This window comes from Brevundimonas pishanensis (assembly GCF_022750635.1).
Classification (GTDB): domain Bacteria; phylum Pseudomonadota; class Alphaproteobacteria; order Caulobacterales; family Caulobacteraceae; genus Brevundimonas; species Brevundimonas pishanensis.
The window spans coordinates 211,385-228,525 of sequence record NZ_JAJKBG010000005.1 but is presented as its reverse complement, the minus strand read 5'-3'; the positions used below and the strand labels follow the sequence as shown (position 1 = coordinate 228,525).

Annotated in this window: 17 protein-coding genes; 7 read left to right on the top strand and 10 right to left on the bottom strand. The window is 62.2% G+C overall.

Annotated elements, in window-relative coordinates; all coding sequences use genetic code 11:
• Positions 1–8: 8 nt before the first annotated feature.
• A complete protein-coding gene (locus LOX95_RS11405; RefSeq protein ID WP_242914693.1) occupies positions 9–1,607 on the bottom strand; it encodes an AbgT family transporter in 1,599 nt (532 codons plus the stop codon).
• Positions 1,608–1,826: 219 nt separating this feature from the next.
• Between LOX95_RS11405 and LOX95_RS11400 the strand changes: the two genes are divergently transcribed.
• Complete coding sequence (locus tag LOX95_RS11400) at positions 1,827–2,873, top strand: NAD(P)-dependent alcohol dehydrogenase (RefSeq protein ID WP_242914691.1); 1,047 nt, start codon at positions 1,827–1,829, stop codon at positions 2,871–2,873.
• Positions 2,874–2,952: 79 nt separating this feature from the next.
• On the opposite strand, the gene LOX95_RS11395 is transcribed toward LOX95_RS11400, so the two are convergent.
• Positions 2,953–3,447 (bottom strand): DUF3617 domain-containing protein, encoded by a 495-nt coding sequence (locus tag LOX95_RS11395; protein WP_242914689.1) that lies wholly within the window; start codon positions 3,445–3,447, stop codon positions 2,953–2,955.
• 230 nt (positions 3,448–3,677) lie between these two features.
• Between LOX95_RS11395 and rpmB the strand changes: the two genes are divergently transcribed.
• Entirely contained in the window at positions 3,678–3,974 is a 297-nt protein-coding gene (rpmB, locus tag LOX95_RS11390) for a 50S ribosomal protein L28 (RefSeq protein ID WP_242914687.1), read from the top strand.
• Positions 3,975–4,086: 112 nt separating this feature from the next.
• Positions 4,087–5,787, top strand: a complete 1,701-nt coding sequence (locus tag LOX95_RS11385) for a M1 family metallopeptidase (protein WP_242914686.1) — start codon at positions 4,087–4,089, stop codon at positions 5,785–5,787.
• Positions 5,788–5,854: 67 nt separating this feature from the next.
• Here the strand turns inward: LOX95_RS11385 and LOX95_RS11380 are convergent, their stop codons facing one another.
• Positions 5,855–8,197 carry a TonB-dependent receptor gene (locus LOX95_RS11380; RefSeq protein WP_242914684.1) on the bottom strand — a complete coding sequence of 781 codons (2,343 nt, stop codon included), beginning with the start codon at positions 8,195–8,197 and terminating at the stop codon, positions 5,855–5,857.
• 228 nt (positions 8,198–8,425) lie between these two features.
• Here LOX95_RS11380 and LOX95_RS11375 point away from each other — a divergent pair, with 228 nt between their 5' ends.
• The gene (locus LOX95_RS11375; RefSeq protein ID WP_242914682.1) at positions 8,426–9,601 is read left to right on the top strand and encodes a serine hydrolase domain-containing protein; all 1,176 of its coding nucleotides are present in this window, start codon (positions 8,426–8,428) and stop codon (positions 9,599–9,601) included.
• On the opposite strand, the gene LOX95_RS11370 is transcribed toward LOX95_RS11375, so the two are convergent.
• From LOX95_RS11370 to LOX95_RS11360, 3 genes are all read right to left on the bottom strand, one after another.
• Positions 9,574–10,143 carry an HNH endonuclease gene (locus LOX95_RS11370; RefSeq protein WP_242914680.1) on the bottom strand — a complete coding sequence of 190 codons (570 nt, stop codon included), beginning with the start codon at positions 10,141–10,143 and terminating at the stop codon, positions 9,574–9,576. The two genes, LOX95_RS11375 and LOX95_RS11370, sit on opposite strands and share 28 nt — an antisense overlap.
• A 142-nt stretch (positions 10,144–10,285) precedes the next feature.
• Positions 10,286–10,939, bottom strand: a complete 654-nt coding sequence (locus LOX95_RS11365; RefSeq protein ID WP_242914678.1) for a trimeric intracellular cation channel family protein — start codon at positions 10,937–10,939, stop codon at positions 10,286–10,288.
• An 84-nt stretch (positions 10,940–11,023) separates the two neighbouring features.
• Positions 11,024–11,686 carry a DNA-3-methyladenine glycosylase family protein gene (locus tag LOX95_RS11360; RefSeq protein ID WP_242914676.1) on the bottom strand — a complete coding sequence of 221 codons (663 nt, stop codon included), beginning with the start codon at positions 11,684–11,686 and terminating at the stop codon, positions 11,024–11,026.
• Positions 11,687–11,766: 80 nt separating this feature from the next.
• On the opposite strand from LOX95_RS11360, the gene gluQRS reads away from it, so the two are divergent.
• Positions 11,767–12,615: a tRNA glutamyl-Q(34) synthetase GluQRS gene (gene gluQRS / locus LOX95_RS11355; protein WP_242914674.1), complete on the top strand. Its 849-nt coding sequence runs from the start codon at positions 11,767–11,769 to the stop codon at positions 12,613–12,615.
• Between the two features lie 75 nt (positions 12,616–12,690).
• Here the strand turns inward: gluQRS and LOX95_RS11350 are convergent, their stop codons facing one another.
• Both LOX95_RS11350 and LOX95_RS11345 read right to left on the bottom strand, forming a co-directional pair.
• Entirely contained in the window at positions 12,691–12,894 is a 204-nt protein-coding gene (locus LOX95_RS11350; RefSeq protein WP_242914672.1) for a cold-shock protein, read from the bottom strand.
• Between the two features lie 180 nt (positions 12,895–13,074).
• Positions 13,075–14,232, bottom strand: a complete 1,158-nt coding sequence (locus LOX95_RS11345) for a serine hydrolase domain-containing protein (RefSeq protein WP_242914670.1) — start codon at positions 14,230–14,232, stop codon at positions 13,075–13,077.
• 104 nt (positions 14,233–14,336) lie between these two features.
• Between LOX95_RS11345 and ppk2 the strand changes: the two genes are divergently transcribed.
• Positions 14,337–15,077 (top strand): polyphosphate kinase 2, encoded by a 741-nt coding sequence (gene ppk2, locus LOX95_RS11340; RefSeq protein ID WP_242914669.1) that lies wholly within the window; start codon positions 14,337–14,339, stop codon positions 15,075–15,077.
• 15 nt (positions 15,078–15,092) lie between these two features.
• On the opposite strand, the gene LOX95_RS11335 is transcribed toward ppk2, so the two are convergent.
• Positions 15,093–15,458 (bottom strand): hypothetical protein, encoded by a 366-nt coding sequence (locus LOX95_RS11335; protein WP_242914667.1) that lies wholly within the window; start codon positions 15,456–15,458, stop codon positions 15,093–15,095.
• A gap of 164 nt (positions 15,459–15,622) precedes the next feature.
• Between LOX95_RS11335 and LOX95_RS11330 the strand changes: the two genes are divergently transcribed.
• Positions 15,623–16,021, top strand: coding sequence for a hypothetical protein (locus LOX95_RS11330; RefSeq protein ID WP_242914665.1), 399 nt, complete (start codon positions 15,623–15,625; stop codon positions 16,019–16,021).
• Here the strand turns inward: LOX95_RS11330 and LOX95_RS11325 are convergent.
• On the bottom strand, positions 16,018–17,094 hold the full coding sequence (locus tag LOX95_RS11325) for a hypothetical protein (RefSeq protein WP_242914663.1): 1,077 nt from the start codon (positions 17,092–17,094) through the stop codon (positions 16,018–16,020). The genes LOX95_RS11330 and LOX95_RS11325 overlap by 4 nt on opposite strands.
• Positions 17,095–17,141: the final 47 nt, after the last annotated feature.

Genomic DNA, 17,141 nt, shown 5'->3' with positions numbered 1-17,141 from the left:
GGTCACTCTCAGCCGACGCTGTAGAAGGTCGGAGCCCCCGGTCCCACCGGCAGACCCAGACCAAACACCCAGACGAAGAACAGTATCGTCCAGGCGATGGTGAAGAAGATCGAATACGGCAGCATCATCGCGATCATTGTGCCGATCCCGACCTTCTTATCGTATCGAACCGCCCACGCGAGGATCAGGCCGAAATAGCTCATCATCGGTGTGATGATGTTGGTAGTGGAATCGCCGATCCGGTAAGCAGCTTGGATCAGCTCAGGCGAATAACCCAGCAACATCAGCATCGGCACGAAGATCGGGGCCGTCATCGCCCACTGCGCCGAAGCCGAGCCGATCATCAGGTTCACAAGACAGCAAATCAGGATGAAACCGATGAAGATCACGGGACCGGTCAGCCCCATGGCCTGAAGCGTCTGCGCCCCCTTCACCGCCGTGATCGAGCCGATGTTGGACCAGTTGAAGAAGGCCACGAACTGGGCGGCAAAGAAGATAATCACCAGATACAGGCCCAGCGAGCTCATGGCCTTGGCCATACCGTCGATGACGTCGCGGTCGTTCTTCACCGTTCCAACGACCTTGCCATAGGCCCAGCCCATGGCGAGGAAGAAGAGGAAAATCCAGACGGCAAACCCGCTGAAGAACGGCGAACGCATCGCGTCCCCCGTCTCGGGATCACGAAGGACACCCCACGACGGCACCACCGTCAAAAGCATCACCGCCAGCACGCCCATCAGTACCAGCCCAGTAACCTTCAGGCCCTTCTTCTCGACCGGCGTGAGGGGATCGGCAGTCGCACCGGCCAGCGCGGTCGGGTCTGCGTCTTCGACATTATAGGCCCCGAGTTTCGGCTCGACGATATAGGTGCTGACCGCCCAGCCCACGACCGTCACCATCACGGTCGACACCACCATAAAGTACCAGTTCGCAGTCGCCGTGACCGAATAGGTCGGATCGATCAGCCGTGCCGCCTCTTCGGTGATACCGGCCAGCAGCGGATCGATGGTCCCGATCAGCAGGTTCGCGGAATAGCCACCCGAAACACCGGCAAACGCCGCCGCCATACCCGCCAATGGGTGACGCCCGAGCGAATAATAGACCACGCCCGCCAGCGGGATCAGGACCACATAGCCCAACTCCGATGCCGTGTTGGACATCACGCCCGCAAACACGATGACGACGGTGACCATATTCTTGGACGCCCCCAGCACCATGCCTCGCACCGCTGCGGACAGCACACCGGATTTTTCCGCTACCCCGATCCCCAGCATGGCCGTCAGCACCACACCCAGCGGCGCGAAGCTGGTGAAGTTGGTGACCAGACCGCTGAAGATTCGGCGAACGCCATCGGCGCTTAGCAGCGAGACCGCACGGATCATGCCGTCATCGGCACGCCCCGAAGCCCCCGCAGGGCGAGGGTCTTCAACTGCCACTCCCAGATATCCAAACAGGCCGGAAAGCAGGACCATGCCCGCCGCCAACAAGAAGAACAGCGTCACAGGATGAGGCAACAGATTGCCCAGCCATTCCACCGTATCCAAAAAGCGTGTGAAGGCATTGCGCTTGGCAACGGCCTGTTCGGGCGCGGGCTGAGGGTCCGTCATACGAAGTCCTTATCGGGTTGAACTTAAGGCCCGCCCTCCCCTGCAAGGTACGGATACAACAGATATTCAACCGCAGGGTTTTGTCTGGCAACGACGCGCAGGTGCACATGATGTCGCGCCCCCGCGCCATTCCCGCTTGGGTCACAGCCATCAACGGCACTAGACTGCGGCGACATCCAACGTGCCCTCGCGTGCGTATCCCTGCCGGAGAACAAGTTCATGAACGTCAAAGCCTATGGCGCAACTGCCGCCAACCGTCCGGTCGAAGCCATCGAAATCCCGCGCCGCGACGTCGGTGCCCACGATGTCCAGATCGAGATCGAATACTGCGGCATCTGCCACTCGGACCTGCACACCGTACGCGGCGAATGGGGTGCGGTGAAATTCCCCTGCGTGCCGGGCCACGAAATCGTTGGCCGTGTGTCTGCTGTCGGTGCCTCGGTCAGCCGCTTTAAAGAAGGCGACGTTGTCGGCGTCGGCTGCATGGTCGACAGCTGCAAGCATTGCCATTCGTGCGACGACGGCTTGGAGCAGTATTGCGAAAACGGCATGGTCGGCACCTACGATTCCAAGACCGCCGATGCCCCGGGCCACACCTTGGGGGGCTATTCGCAACGGATCGTCGTGAAGGACGACTTCGTCCTGAAAATCACCCACCCGACCGAGCAACTGGCCGCCGTAGCCCCGCTGCTGTGCGCCGGCGTGACCACGTGGTCGCCGCTGCGCCACTGGAAGGTCGGTCCGGGTCAAAAGGTCGGCGTGGTCGGTATCGGGGGCCTTGGCCACATGGGCGTCAAACTGGCCCACGCACTGGGCGCACACGTTGTTGCCTTCACCACCTCCGAATCCAAGGTTCAGGCCGCGCTCGATCTGGGGGCTGACGAAGTAGTCGTGTCCAAGGACAAGGACCAGATGAAGGCCCACAGCCGCAGCTTCGACTTCATCCTGAACACTGTCGCCGCCAGCCATGATCTGGATGCCTTCACCAAGCTGCTGAAGGTCAATGGCACCATGTGTCTCGTGGGTGTGCCGGAACATGCCCACCCGTCGCCCAGCGTCGGCGTCCTGATCGGCGGTCGCCGCTCGATCGCCGGTTCGCTGATCGGCGGCATCAAGGAAACGCAGGAGATGCTCGATTTCTGTGCCGAAAAAGGCATCACCTCCGAAATCGAACTGATCCGCGCCGAGCAGATCGAAGAAGCCTATGAGCGTATGCTGAAGTCGGACGTCAAATACCGCTTCGTCATCGACAACAGCACAATGTGATCTGACGCAAACGTCGAAAAGCAAAAGGCCCGCCGGAGCGATCCGGCGGGCCTTTCTTTATGTCGCTCTGATCGGTGGATCAGAAATACTCGGCGTTGGCGGGGCACTGTGCCGACAGGCGGCGGGCCGTGATGGTAGCCGGAATATAGGGGGTACCGCGCGTCAGCTGGGCTCCGCCGTTAAAGCGGAACGATTCCGGCTGATAGGTGCCGCTCAGGCGCACATTCACGCGGCGGTTCTTGCGGTCGGTGCAGACGCCCTGGAAGCGCGCATTACCGCCAGACGCCTCGCGCACCGAATAGGTGCACTGCCATTTGCGCGTCGACATGCCGCCGAAGAAGCGGTTGATCTCGGAAGGTCGCACACACTTCTGTTCGGTATCGCGCACACCAAGCACGCTAGTGGTGTATTCCCAATAGCCGGGAAGCACCTGGCTCTGCGAGCCCTGAGCCTGCGGCGACGAAGCCGGTGCCGCCAACAGAACAGCACCCGCAACAAGCGGCAGCGTCACGGCAGCCAGGCGAAATCCCTTGGCCGGAGCAATGGAAGCGGTTTTGATTTTTGAACGGCTCATCATAGGCTCCGATATAGTGATACGGGTTTGAACGGCGGGTGAACGGGTTCGATCCCTCATATTTATCGCCAGATTCTGCTTTCAAGTCCGACTCCGGCCCAGACTCGGGTTGACGGGAAGTGAGTCCTTCCTCTATACGGCCCCCTCTCGCGTGGGCCTCCAAGCCTGACGCGCAACCTGTTTTCATGCGTCCGCAATGTTTGCGCGGATGTGACCTTGAGGATCTTAAGATGTCGCGTCGTTGCGAACTCACGGGTATCGGCCCGATGGTCGGCCACAATGTGAGCCACTCGAACATCAAGACCAAGCGTCGTTTCCTGCCGTCCCTGAAGACGGTCAAGGTGACCTCGGACGCTCTGGGCCAAACCTTCTCCCTGCGTATCTCGAACGCTGCCCTGCGCACGCTCGACTACAAGGGTGGTCTGGACGCTTTCATCGTGAAGGCTCGCGATGAAAAGCTGTCGGCTGATGCCCTGCGCATCAAGCGTCAGGTCAAGGCCAAGCTGGCTGAACAAGCCGCTGCCTAATCGGCCCTGCTGATTTGAAGTTCTGGAAGAGGCCGGTGGAAACACCGGCCTTTTTCTTTTGCCCATACGCCCGTAAAGCTCGTCGTTATCCAGCCTCCAGTGGACTTAGACGATGACCCTGCGCCGCCTCACCTCCTCCTGCTGTGCCGTTATGGCGACGGCGTTGACCCTATCGGCGGCAAGCGCGTGGGCCCAGAGCGCCACGACAACCGATTTCACCCTGTCCAGCGGCACACCGCGCACACCTGAACAGGAAGCCGTCCGGTTCGACGCTGCCAATCTGGCATTCGATATCAAGCCCGACACCAAGACCGTTCAGGCCCACGCCCGCCTCGATTTCACGGCCACCGCGCCTGTCGCGTCCATCGTGCTCGAACTGGACACCCGATTCTCCATCGACGGCATCCAGGTCGGCGACCAGAGCATCGATAACTGGACCAACCCCGAGGGCCGCCTGACCATCCCGCTTCCAGAATCGCTGGACGCTGGAGAATCGGTCATCGTCAACATTGCCTATGGCGGCTCGCCACACCCTGCAAAACGCGCCCCGTGGGACGGCGGCTGGGTCTGGAGCGAGTCAGGTGGCAAGCCGTGGATCGCCACCGCCGTTCAGGGCGAAGGCTGTGACCTGATTTGGCCCTGCATCGACCACCCGATGGGCGAGCCTGCCCGCGTGGATATGCACATCACCGTGCCCAAGGGCCTGTCCGCGCCCGCCAATGGCCGCCTGATTAACAAGACCGAACACGGCGACGGCTCAACGACGTGGCACTGGTCCACGCGCGATCCCGACACCTATGCCATCACGCTGAACGTCGGCCCCTATCAGGAACTGTCGGGCCAGTATCAAAGCCGTTACGGCAACAATATCCCGTTGAACTTCTGGGCACTCAACACCGTCCCGCCCGAAAAGGCCCAAGGGTTGTTCGACCAACTCCCGTCCATGCTCGCCTTCTTCGAGGAATGGGTCGGCCCCTACCCCTTCGCCGACGAGAAACTGGGCGTCGTCGAGACCCCCCATCTGGGCATGGAGCACCAGACCATCAACGCCTATGGCAATGGCTATAAGCTGGACGGCAAGGGCTATGACTGGCTGCTGCAACACGAACTGGCGCACGAATGGTTCGGCAACCAGCTGACCAATGTGTCGTGGGACGACATGTGGCTGCACGAAGGTTTCGGCACCTATATGCAGCCGCTCTACGCCTATTGGCTGAACGGCGAGCGCGCCATGCAGGCGGAGCTGGAAACCATGCGCCGCACACTGGCCAACCAACACCCAATGGTGTCAGGCGAACCTCAGGCCGCGGGCACAGTCTATAAGGCCGCCACCGGCCCCGCGTTGGACCTGTATTACAAGGGCGCGCTGATCGCCCACACCCTGCGCCTCTACATCGGCGACGAGGCTTTCAAACAGTCCTTGCGCCGTCTGGTCTATGATCGCGCCGCTCCTCAGCCCGGCAATTTCAAGCCCGTTTACCGCACCACCGCCGACTACATCGCCATCGTCAACGACATCACCGGCAAGGACATGGGATGGTTCTTCGAAGCCTATCTGTATCACGCCGCCCTGCCCGATCTGGTCATGACGCGTCTTGGCGATCAGGTCCGCCTGACGTGGCAGACAGGCTCCGATCAGCCCTTCAACATGCCCGTGGACGTCGAGATCGACGGCGTCACCCGCACGCTGGAAATGCAGGACGGCACCGTCGTCTTCGGTGCCGCTGAGAACGCGCACATCATCCTTGATCCTAAATCCAAGGTTCTGCGCCGCCTGCCCTATATCGAGGAGTGGAAGGCCACCGCCCGCTAACGAAAAAAGCTCCGCAGCCAAACTGCGGAGCCAAGGTTTCGGGAGAAAGCGGAAGGGGTCGCTTTTCCTAGTATTTCACCGTCAGTTGCAGCCCCACGGTGCGCGGCATGTTGAAGTTGCCATAGTCACCGAAGGTCGGACGGTTGGACGGGTCTCGGCGGTACACAAACGTCTTGTCCAGCAGGTTGCGCGACCACAGGGCCACTTCCATGCTCGGACCACCCGGCTTGGTGGGAATATCGGCGATAGCGACACGGCCATTCACGATGAAGGAGCTGTCGTTCTGCACGTCGAACTGCTCGAAGCTGTAGCTGGCGTCTGCATAGTTGGCGTCGAGGTGGGCCTTTAGCGTCGCCCCCATGAACGGCGATTCCCAGTCGGCGGCGAAGTTGGCAGCATTCTCGGGCGTATAGGCGATGAACACCTTCTGCATATTGCCCGTGAACGGGTTGGCAGTGTCCGGCACCTGAGCATCCGTATAGGTATAGGATGCCGACAGACGCAGGTTATCCGTGGCCTGGAACAGGCCTTCCAGTTCAAGCCCGCGGATCTTGGTGGTGCCCGGCGCATTGACCGTTTCCAGCGTGTTGCGGGTGCCAGTGATCAGGCTGAAGTCCAACTGGCTGTCGGTGCGGTCCATCGCATAGAGGGCCGCATTCAGGCGCACACGGTTGTCGAACAGATCGCTCTTTACGCCCACCTCATAGGCCTCGACCTCTTCCGGATCGAAGGAACGATAGGTCAACGAGCGCGACGATGCACCACCGGCACGATAGCCGGTCGAGTATTTGGCATAGACGCTGACGTTCTCGCTCGCCTCATAGGCCACCGTCACCAGCGGATCGAAGCGCTCGACCGAGGAGGCAAAGTGCAGTTCGCCTGCGACGCCGTTCACAACCGGCAGCGCATTGTTGACGATCTCCAGCGTGCCGTCCTTGTCATCCCAGGTGAAACGACCACCGACCGTCAGGTGCAGGGCGTCATTGAGGATGTTCGGCGTCCACGTCGCTTGACCATAGATGGCCTTGGATTCCGAATGGGCGGTCGAGGCGCGGTCGATAAAGCGCGAACCTCGCAGCGTCGGCGTGGGGTCCAGAATGGTGTAGCCCGTACCGTCCGCGTTCCAGCGGTTGGTCGTCGGGGTCGCGGCATCGTCCGACACGGTTTCCTTGAAGTAGTACAGGCCCGCGACGTACTCGATGCGGTCACCGATGTTACCGACGGCCTGCAACTCCTGACTGAACTGATGCTGCCAGAAACCGGCCAGAGAATAGCGGCTGAAGTTCGCATTCGGGCCGACGACCGGAGGACGGTGCGCCCCGCCGATATTGTCCCACTGGTCCACATCCAGATCGCGGTAGGCGGTGATGGATCGGATTTCCAGATTGTCGCTCGGACGCCACGACAGGTGCAGGTCGATGCCACGCGTGTCGTTGATGTTCCACTGCTGCGGCACACCGATGTCGGCCACACGCATACGCTCCTCGCCCTCAACCTCGACCAGCGGTGACAGGTCACGGATGCTGCCCGACGGGATCGAGGCGGAGGTGAACGGCACCACCGGCAGGTTGAAATAGTTCCAGTTCAGCAACTGGCTATAGAAGGGGGTGTTCTTGTCCTTGCTGATGTCCGCCGCCAGCGTAGCGGTGAAGGTATCGCTCGGCGTCCAGCGCACCTGACCACGCAGGCCGCGACGGTCATATTCACCAAAGCCCTGCTCGCCCGACAGACGGTTTTTGGTCACCGGACCCTGTACCGAGATCACGCCATCCAGCTTGACGGCGAAGTCGCCGAACGCCGGAAAATCGACGTGAACTTCGGAGTTATAGGAATCCAGATTGCCGACACCGGCCACGGCCCGCAGACCAAACTCGCCCGTTGGCTTCTTGGTGATCAGCGACAGGGCACCGCCTTCGGTATTACGCCCAAACAGCGTGCCTTGCGGACCCTTCAGCACTTCCACGCGGTCGATGTCCAGTAGCGCCGCGGCCAGACCGTGCTGACGTGCCAGATAGACGCCGTCGATATAGACACCGACGCCCTGTTCACGGGCGGGCTGGTTCGCATCGTTCGGCACGATGCCGCGAATGCCGACCGTCAAAGCCGACTGGCGCGCTTCAAAGGTCGTGATGCGCAGACCCGGCACGCTGCCATCCGACAGGTCCATCAGGCTTTGCACATTGCGGTTGGTCAGGTCTTCGGACGAGGCCACCGAGATCGAGATCGGCGTGTCTTGTAGGTTGGTCGCGCGCTTGGTGGCGGTCACCACAATATCGGACAGCCGCGACGGACCCTCGCTATCGGCCGGCGAGACCGGTACCGGCTCTTCATTGTTGTCCGCAGCCAGAACCGGCGCCGCCATAGCCAAAGAAAGGGCCGTCACCGAGACAGCCGCCATCAAACGTTTCATCGCATATCCCTTGTCTCGCGCATCAGGCGTCGAGCGAGAGGCGGTCTAACGAGGGTTTGCGAATGAGAGACGACCGATCGGCGGCACCAAAAATACAGTTTGGATTCAGGCTCGCGACGATCCTTCCGCAACCGGATCAATCGTCATAAAGCGGCGATGTTACAGCCTAGACGCCGCTCGTAACGCGCTTCACTGTGACGTTGCCACTATCTTTCCGAGGGGGATTACATGCGACACTTGTCCGGCCTGATCGGCACGGCGGCTCTGGCCTTCTCCGTGGCCCTGCCCGCATCGGCACAAACCGCTCTGCCCACTCTGGAAAAGCCGTCGCAGGTTCTGTTCTGGTCTCAAGAGGCCCGCGAGGCCGGCTTTCGCGCCATGGACCGCATCGTGCCCCATCGGGTGATCAAGGCCGGTCCCCATGCCCGTGAACTGCCGCAGGGCACACCACTGTCTCTCGACGTCGACGCCTATATGCAGGCCGAGCACACGGCGGGGATATTGGTGCTGCAAGATGGCCGCGTGCGGTTTGAACGCTATGGCCTCGACTTTGGACCGGAAGGCCGCTGGACCTCCTTCTCGGTCGCCAAATCCCTGACTTCGACCCTCGTTGGTGCCGCCATCGCCGACGGCTATATCGAAAGCCTCGAAACCCCGATCATGCGCTATCTGCCCGAACTGGAGGGCAGCGCATATGACGGCGTCACCGTGCGCCAGTTGCTGACCATGACCTCGGGGGCTGACTGGAATGAAGACTACACCGACCCCAATGCCGACGTAGCCCGCTTCTTCGAGCCGCACGAGACGGACGGCATGGACCCGACGCTCCATTACATGCGCCAACTGAAACGCGCCGCAGAGCCGGGCTCGCGCTGGCACTATTCCACGGGCGAAACCAATCTGGTCGGCGTCCTGCTTACCCGCGCCACGGGCAAGCCGCTGGCCGACTATCTGTCCGAAAAGCTTTGGGGTCCCTACGGCATGGAGCAGGACGCGGGCTGGATGATCGACGCCGTAGGCCAAGAAGCCAGCGGCTGCTGCGTGATGGCCTCCCTTCGCGACTGGGGCCGCGTGGGCCAGTTCATCCTCGACGGCGGAAAGATCGGCGACAGCGACGTCTTGCCCGAAGGCTGGCTGGAACAAGCCACCACCAAACAGGCCGACATCGGTGAACCCGTCGAAGGCTACGGCTTCCAATGGTGGACGCACGATAACGGCCGCTTCGGCGCCTACGGCATCTTCGGCCAATCGATCACCATCGACCCTAACCGCCGCACCGTCGTCGTCATCCTGTCCGCATGGCCCACCGCGACCGGACGCTCGCCCCAGCGTAGCCGCCTGCTCCAGCAGGTCGCCGCCGCCGTGGACGCATCACCTCAAGCCTCCAGCGCCACATCCCAATAGAGGTAGTCGAGCCAGCTCTTATGCAGGGTGTGGGGCGGGAACTTCCGTCCGGCCTGCTGAAGCTGCCATGCGGTCGGGCGTTCGACTTTGCGGCGTAGCGGCATGTGCGCCTGAAGCGGGGTGCGACCGCCCTTCTTCAGATTACACGGCCCGCAGGCGGTGACGATATTCTTCCACGATGTCACCCCGCCCTGCGACCTCGGCAGAACGTGGTCAAAGGTCAGGTCCTGTGACGTGCCCGGCTGTCCGCAATACTGACAGCTAAAACCGTCGCGCAGGAACAGATTGAACCGCGTAAACGCAGGACTACGGTCCTGATCAATATAGGATTTGAGGCAGACCACACTGGGCAGCTGCATTTCCATGGAGGGGCTTCGCACCACCTTGTCATAGGTAGCCACCACCTCGACCCTGTCCTGCCACACGGCTTTGATGACCTCTTCCCACGACCATAGCGACAGCGGGAAATAGGAAAGAGGCCGGAAGTCGGCATTCAACACGAGGGCCGGAAACCCCGAGGGCGCACCAGTCAGCACCTGCATCGCGCAGGCCCTCCGACACAGCAAACTATCGACGCAAGAGGACTGAAGACACTTCTCCTTCCCTTGTCAGGACGAAGAAAGTTAAACCTGATTCCCTGCAATCACCACGACTGAAAGATCATGGTTCTTTTACAGCAAAGCTTCAGAAGCGTTGCGGTGCACTCGGAAACGCCGGAAGGCTCCAGCCCTTGAGGATCGCACCGGCCCGCAAGGCCAGACCCGCGGCAATGGCCAAAAGCACCGCCACCAATGTCGGGAGATTGATAGCCTTAAGCGCCACAAACAGCGTCGCCGAGAGTAAGGCCGCAGTGATGTAAAGCTCGCGGCGCAGCAGGATCGACGGCTGGTGGGCCAACACATCACGCACAATACCGCCGAACGAGGCCGTCAGCGCGCCCATGACAATGCAGATCAGCGGAGCCGCGCCATAGGACGCTGCCTTGGCCGCACCCAGCACGCCATAAGCCGCCAGCCCGATCGCATCCAGCCAAAGCAGGGCCCGAAAGCGCCACGTACGCGCACCGATCACCCATACGCCCAGCGCCGCGCCCAGACAGATGGCGATGTACCACCAGTCCTTGACCCAGAAGACCGGCGCACCGATCAACAGATCGCGCACCGTCCCCCCGCCCACGCCCGTAAGGGCGGCGAAGAAGGCGAAGGTCACCAGATCATGCTTCTGACGTGCAGCGGCCAGCGCACCGGTCGCGGCAAACACAGCCACACCCGCGAAATCCAGCAGGGGCAGTACATTTTCCGGTCGCGCCAGTTCGGCCGTCGCAGTCAGCGGTGTCACATCGATCCTCCGGCGCGGGCCACATCTGCGCCAACCCCATCCATAACACGACCTTTGCGTTTGTCCTGCCTCGCCAAAGGTTTGCTATGGTTCGAGCGTGATCTCGCCGCGCTTCACCGCACCATACCAGTGCCACAGCATCTGAGCGGCTACGGACCGATACGGCTGCCACCCCTCCGACACCTTATAGAAGTCGCGCTCTTTCAACCGCGCCTCCTGCCGGTCGGCCCAGCGCCACGCCTCCTGCAATGCCACATCGCCTGCCGGAAACACGTCCATACGGCCCTCGCAGAACATCAGGAACGTTTCCGCCGTCCACCGCCCGACACCCTTGATCGCCGTCAGTGCAGCCACAGCTTGCGCATCATCCAGACGCTCCAGATGGTCGAAATCGATCCGTCCGTCGCTATGCGCCCGCGCAATCTCGTGGGCATAGCGCGCCTTTTGTCCGGAAAGCCCAAAGCTCCGCAGCACCTCGACGTCCAGCGCCAGCACCCGCTCGGGCGAGATTGCCCCCAGCCCCTCGCCTACCCGACGCCAGATCGAGGCCGCCGCCGCCACCGACACCTGTTGCTCCACGATCATCCGGAACAGCCCCTCGAACCCACCGGTCCGCAGCCGCCACGCCATCGGCGGCGTCTGGCTATGGATCACAGCCAAGCGGGCATCCATGCCCGCCAAAGCCTCGCGCGCCGACGCCATGTGCACGGTCAGGGCTCCGGCCTTTTGCAAATCCGGTTCGCTCATTGGCACACCATGGTTCACTGCGTGCGCGATGCACAGACCCAAACTCGACACCCACCCCGCGCAAGACTAGCTTGCCCAGCGTGTTTGCCACCCGATTTGCCCCCTCTCCGACCGGCCGCCTTCATAAAGGCCATGCCTTTTCCGCGCTGACCGCCCGCCAAGCCGCTTCCGAAGCGGGCGGGCGATTTGTGCTGCGGATCGAGGATATCGACCCCACCCGCTGCAAGCCTGCATTCGAAGACGGCATCTATGAAGACCTGCAATGGCTGGGTCTGGACTGGGAGCACTCGGTCCGGCGGCAGTCCGATCATCTGGACGACTACGCAGGGGCGGTCGAGGACCTGCGACAACGCGGACTGGTCTATCGCTGCTTCCGGACCCGTAAAGAGTTTCTGGACACCATCGGCCACGCCCCGCATGGCGCTGCCGAAGCCGTCCGCCCCGGCCCGCACCCACAAGATGAAGAGGCCGAACTGTTAAGGGCCGGAAGGCCGTTCGCATGGCGACTGTCTCTGGATGCCGCGCGTGACACACTGGGCGGCGCAGCGTGGGACAGCCTTTCCTTCTTCGAGGAAGGCCAAGGGCCGCAGGGCGAGAATGGTCGCATCAAGGCCCGCCCCGAGACGGCCGGCGACGTCGTTCTGGCGCGAAAGGATGCCGGAGCCGCCTATCATCTGGCCGCCGTTCACGATGATGCCCTGCAGGGGATGACCCACATTATACGCGGGGTCGATCTGTTCGAAGCCACCCACATCCAGCGGCTGATCCAGAGCCTGTTCGGCTGGCCGGAACCAATTTACCGCCACCACCGGCTGCTGACGGGTCCGGACGGCAGACGCTATGCCAAACGGGATGGCTCGGTCACCCTGCAAGCCTTGCGCGAAGACGGCATGACCGCCAGGGACCTGCGCGCCGAGATCGGTTTCTAGCGGGCACAAAAAAACGCGGAGGACCAAAAGGTCTTCCGCGTTTTCCTGAACCTTTAGGTCCGGGAGCCGGGGTTCTTAGAGAACCTTCAGTTCCACAGCAGCGGTTTTGCCGCGCTGGTTTTCGAGTTCGTACTCGACCTTGGTGTTGTCATCCAGGCCCGCAAGGCCGGCCTTTTGGACAGCAGTGATGTGGACGAAAACGTCCGAACCACCATCATCAGGTTGGATGAAGCCATAACCCTTGGTCGGGTTGAACCACTTGACCGTGCCGGTCGCCATGTTGCGTCTCCATTGAACGCGTTTTCCAGTCGAATTCCCCGAAGAGAACCCGTCAGTCCATCTGGACAACCTCGTTCGACTAAGGAGCGAGACGCGAGTTTGGACCTCACGCGATATCCGGACTGCGCAAACGTTGTCCCTTGCTATTCGCAAACGGTCAACTGAAATGATTCCGTTATTTCAACTCGCCGCGGCCGCAGAGATCATTTCGCTCATAAGCGCAGAGCAGGCTTCTCCGCCGTGTTCGGCATCGTTCGCCACAGACACAAAGGCGAGTTTTTTCGCCGGAGCCATAACAACGGTCGCAAACCACATCGTATTGGAACCGTTATGTAATACAGCCGGACCGCCCGCCCAGGCCCTTGATCCGGGTGCCATCCAGCCCAAGGCATACTGCTCGCCATCCAGCGGAGTGAGCAGCCGCGACAAACTGTCCTGCGACAGCCAGCCCGCCGTCATCATGGCGTTCAGGAACCGTCCATAGTCGGCCAATCCCATATGGATGGTTCCCGCCGGACCCATCACCGCAGGATTGTCTGAACCCGCACTTTCAGGGTTCACCGGTTTGAGCTGTGCACCATGCCCCCACGGCTGTTCTCCCTGCGGCGCGCCACAGCCCGCCGTCACCATGCCGAGCGGGGCGAAAACCTCGCTGCGCATCAGCTCTTCCCACGGTTGTCCGCTCAGCCCCTCCATGAGCGCGCCCACCAATATGTAGTTGGCGTTTCCATAGGTATAGGTTCCCCGAGGACCGTTCGGAGGTGCCGCAAGAACCGCCTGCACCAACTCGCGCCGCTGAACCGGAAGGGGCTGTGGCTTCATCCGCGAAGCCATCAACCAGAGCGGCGTGATGTAGGTGTCGTCATAAAGCCCTGCGCGGTGACGCATGAAATCGTCGACACTGCGATCCGACCACCCCGCATGAATGGCCATCCCCGGATAGGCAGCCTCCACAGCGCGGGGCAGCGGCATGTCCCACGCGGCCTTGCCCTGCTCCACCAGTCGCGCCCATAGCGCCGCCGTCATGGCCTTACCGTTGGAGCCGAGATGCCAGCGGTCGTCTTGGGTCACGGCAGCCTCACCATCGGCGCGCCGCAAGCCTTTGGCCCCTTGCCAAAGCGTCTGCCCGTCCTTCCAGACCCGTCCCGCCAGCGCCACAGGCTTGGCTGCTTCGAACGCCCGTTCGAGCCCTGCCTCAAATGGTGACGCAGCCGCCTGCGCCCGCGCAAATGCAGGCATCACCCCCGTCATGGAAGCCGAAGCCCCCGCGACAAGAAACACGCGGCGATCTGGGCCAACAGAGGCAGCAACGGTTCGGGCTTGGTCGGTGTTTTGCATATCGCCATGCTTGACCCTCGTCGCAGATAAGCAAAGTTACGAGCGTGTAATGCGGCAAATCACAGCGGTTTTGGCCCTGTCCCCAATGCGAGAAGCGAGACGCCATGTCCAAAGACTATGAAGCCCAGTTGGAAGCCCTTCAGGTCCAAATCGTCGAGATCCAAGCGGCAGGCATCGAACAGGGCCGCAAGACGCTGATCATCTTTGAAGGTCGCGATGCGGCGGGCAAGGACGGCGCGATCAAACGCCTGACCGAGAATATGGCCCCGCGCTTGACCCGCGTGGTCGCCCTGCCCAAGCCCACAGAGCGTGAAAGCAGCCAGTGGTACTTCCAACGTTACGTCCCGCACCTGCCGGCGGCGGGCGAGACAGTCATCTTCAACCGCTCATGGTACAACCGCGCCGGCGTCGAACCCGTAATGGGCTTCTGCACGCCGCAACAGCACGCCGACTTCCTGCGCGACGTCGAGGACTTCGAGCGCCTGCTGGCCAACTCGGGTATCACCATCATCAAGCTGTGGTTGGACATCAGCCGCGAGGAACAGGCCAAACGCCTGTCCGAACGAGAAAGCGACCCGATCAAACGCTTTAAAGTCTCGCCCATGGACAAGGAGGCTCAAGCGCGCTGGGACCTCTATTCCAAGGCCCGCGACGAAATGCTGACCAAGACCAGCTTCGACTTCGCCCCTTGGACAGCGATTAAAACCGACAAGAAAAAGACGGCGCGTCTCAACATCATCCGCCACATCCTGCATGCCGCCGCCCAGTCCCCCATAAAGGTGGACAAGCCGGACAGCGATGTCGTCCTGTCGGCAAAGTCAGCCAAGGGCAAGCTGAACCCCTGACCGCCATTGTAATCATCAGTCTTCGTCGCGGCCTTCGATCTCGGTGACGGCGGGGGCCGTCGTCTTGCTGGGCTGGCCGGTCAGACCGCCCAGCAGGCTGCTGATCTGGTCGGTCGGACCAGTACCCAGTGCTGCACTGGCTTCCAGCTTGGACGCCCGCTCCCGCAGGGCTGCCATCATCTCTAGGCGCGGATCATCTGCGGGCAGGTGATCGGCGTGAACCTTGCCGCGCTTCAACTCTTCGAGCAGCTCAGCGAAACGCTCCTGATTAAGCGACTCGCCCTGTTCGAACAGGTTGATGGCTTCCTCCAGCGCTTCCTCCCACGAGCGTTCGTCGTTCGCATTCGCCGGGGTCTGGGGCGTAGTCAGAGTATCAGCCATTTCAGCGTCTCCATCGTAGCATCGTCCCCGACACGCTGGCGGGAACTCTCCTATTCGAAATGGGCGCAGCCGCTGTCCGGTTCCGTCCTCAACGCGGAGTTAACCCCTATGGCCCAGCTTGGTTTGCACAACCCTGTTTGCCCCAGCACAGTGAAAGGTCGCCGATGTCCACCATCCTGACCCAGAACTACCGCCGCCCGCGCGATCACTTCCAGCCGGAAGACATGGACCCGCAGGACCAGCGTCGGCTACGCGGCTTGCTGGAACAGATCGACTACACCGCCTGGCTGGCAAACCGCGAGGTCATCGGCCAGATGCTGGGCGAGGCCGATCCCGTCCATTTCGAAAAGCTGGCCGTCATGACGGCACAGGCCCGCGCGCGCTGGGCGGCTGAAGCTCTGCGCCTCAGCCAGTCGGGCTCGCCAGCTACACCCGATCAGGTGGCGCGACTGTCCTCGGCCCGCCTTGCCTATGAAGAACTGGCCGAGGCCTATGAAGCCCTTCGCCGGATGGTCGAGCGGGGCTATGTGCCACTCAAGCCAGCCCCGCCGCCGCCGGTTTAATCCAGTCTCGCCGGTCGCGTGACGACAGGCGCGTTAGGATCGGTTTCCGGCGGACGCGCTGCGGTGGGCGGCGCCCCCTGAACAACGGGCAGCGTAACCGCCTCCACAGGCGGCGTGACCACCACGACCGGAGCGGTGCTCTGGGGTGCCGGACGCGTCTGGGCCACATGCGCTGTCGTGCGTGCAGGCTCTGCAGGTACAGGCAGGGGCCTTGCAGCGGCTTCACGCGCGGGAGCAGTCGTAGCGCGAGCCGGTGCGACCGGTGCAGGACGCGCAGCAACGGGCGGGGTCGAGGTCGCAGCAACATCCGCTTCCGCAGGCGCATCGCCAGGCGCTTCGACGGGCGCTCCGGCAGGCAGTTCCACCGGCGCGGTTGCCGTCTCTTCTGCTGCCGTCACCGGCGGAGCGGGCGTTTCAGTCACAGTGGCCGGTTCGCGATTGAGCCACACCAGCGCTGCCGCGCCTGCGGCAAGGGCAATCGCGCCCACAGCCACCCAAGTCCCGATCCCGCGATTGCCTTTAACTGGCGATGGAGCCGCAGCAATCACCGGCTCGGGGGACGACACAACCGGTGCGTTCAGGACATCGCCTCCTTCCGGCACAGCAGTCGCCACGGGTGCAGCGACCACAGGAGACGCCGCTGCGGGCGCAGTCGTCACAGGTTCGGACGCCTTCGGCTTGGTGGGCGGCGGCGGAACCAGAGTATTGCCAAATATGCCGGAGTCGTTGGCCTGCGGAACCGCACCCTTGCTCTCGCTCACCGAAGGCTTGGGCGACGGGACATTGGAGAAACCACCCATGCCTGCACCGGCAGCCGCAGAACCCGTCACGCGTGGCGTGGCGGACTGGGCGCGCGGGGGCTGCGGATGGGGCGGCATGGCCATCAGACGCGCCAGCCCCTCATCTCTCGGCAGAGGTCCGGCCCGGAACGTGACCTGGGGAGGACGTCCCCATACGACACGGCCCTTCTGGAATGTCCCTTCGCCGACGGCAGGAATACGCGCCGGCGGCGGCACAGACTGGCCCTCGCGCGGGGTGTTTTCGGCGGGTGGGGTTGACGCTTTGGACGACATACGAACTCCAGCATCCTAGATCGAACAATCAGGACATCAGCATATGG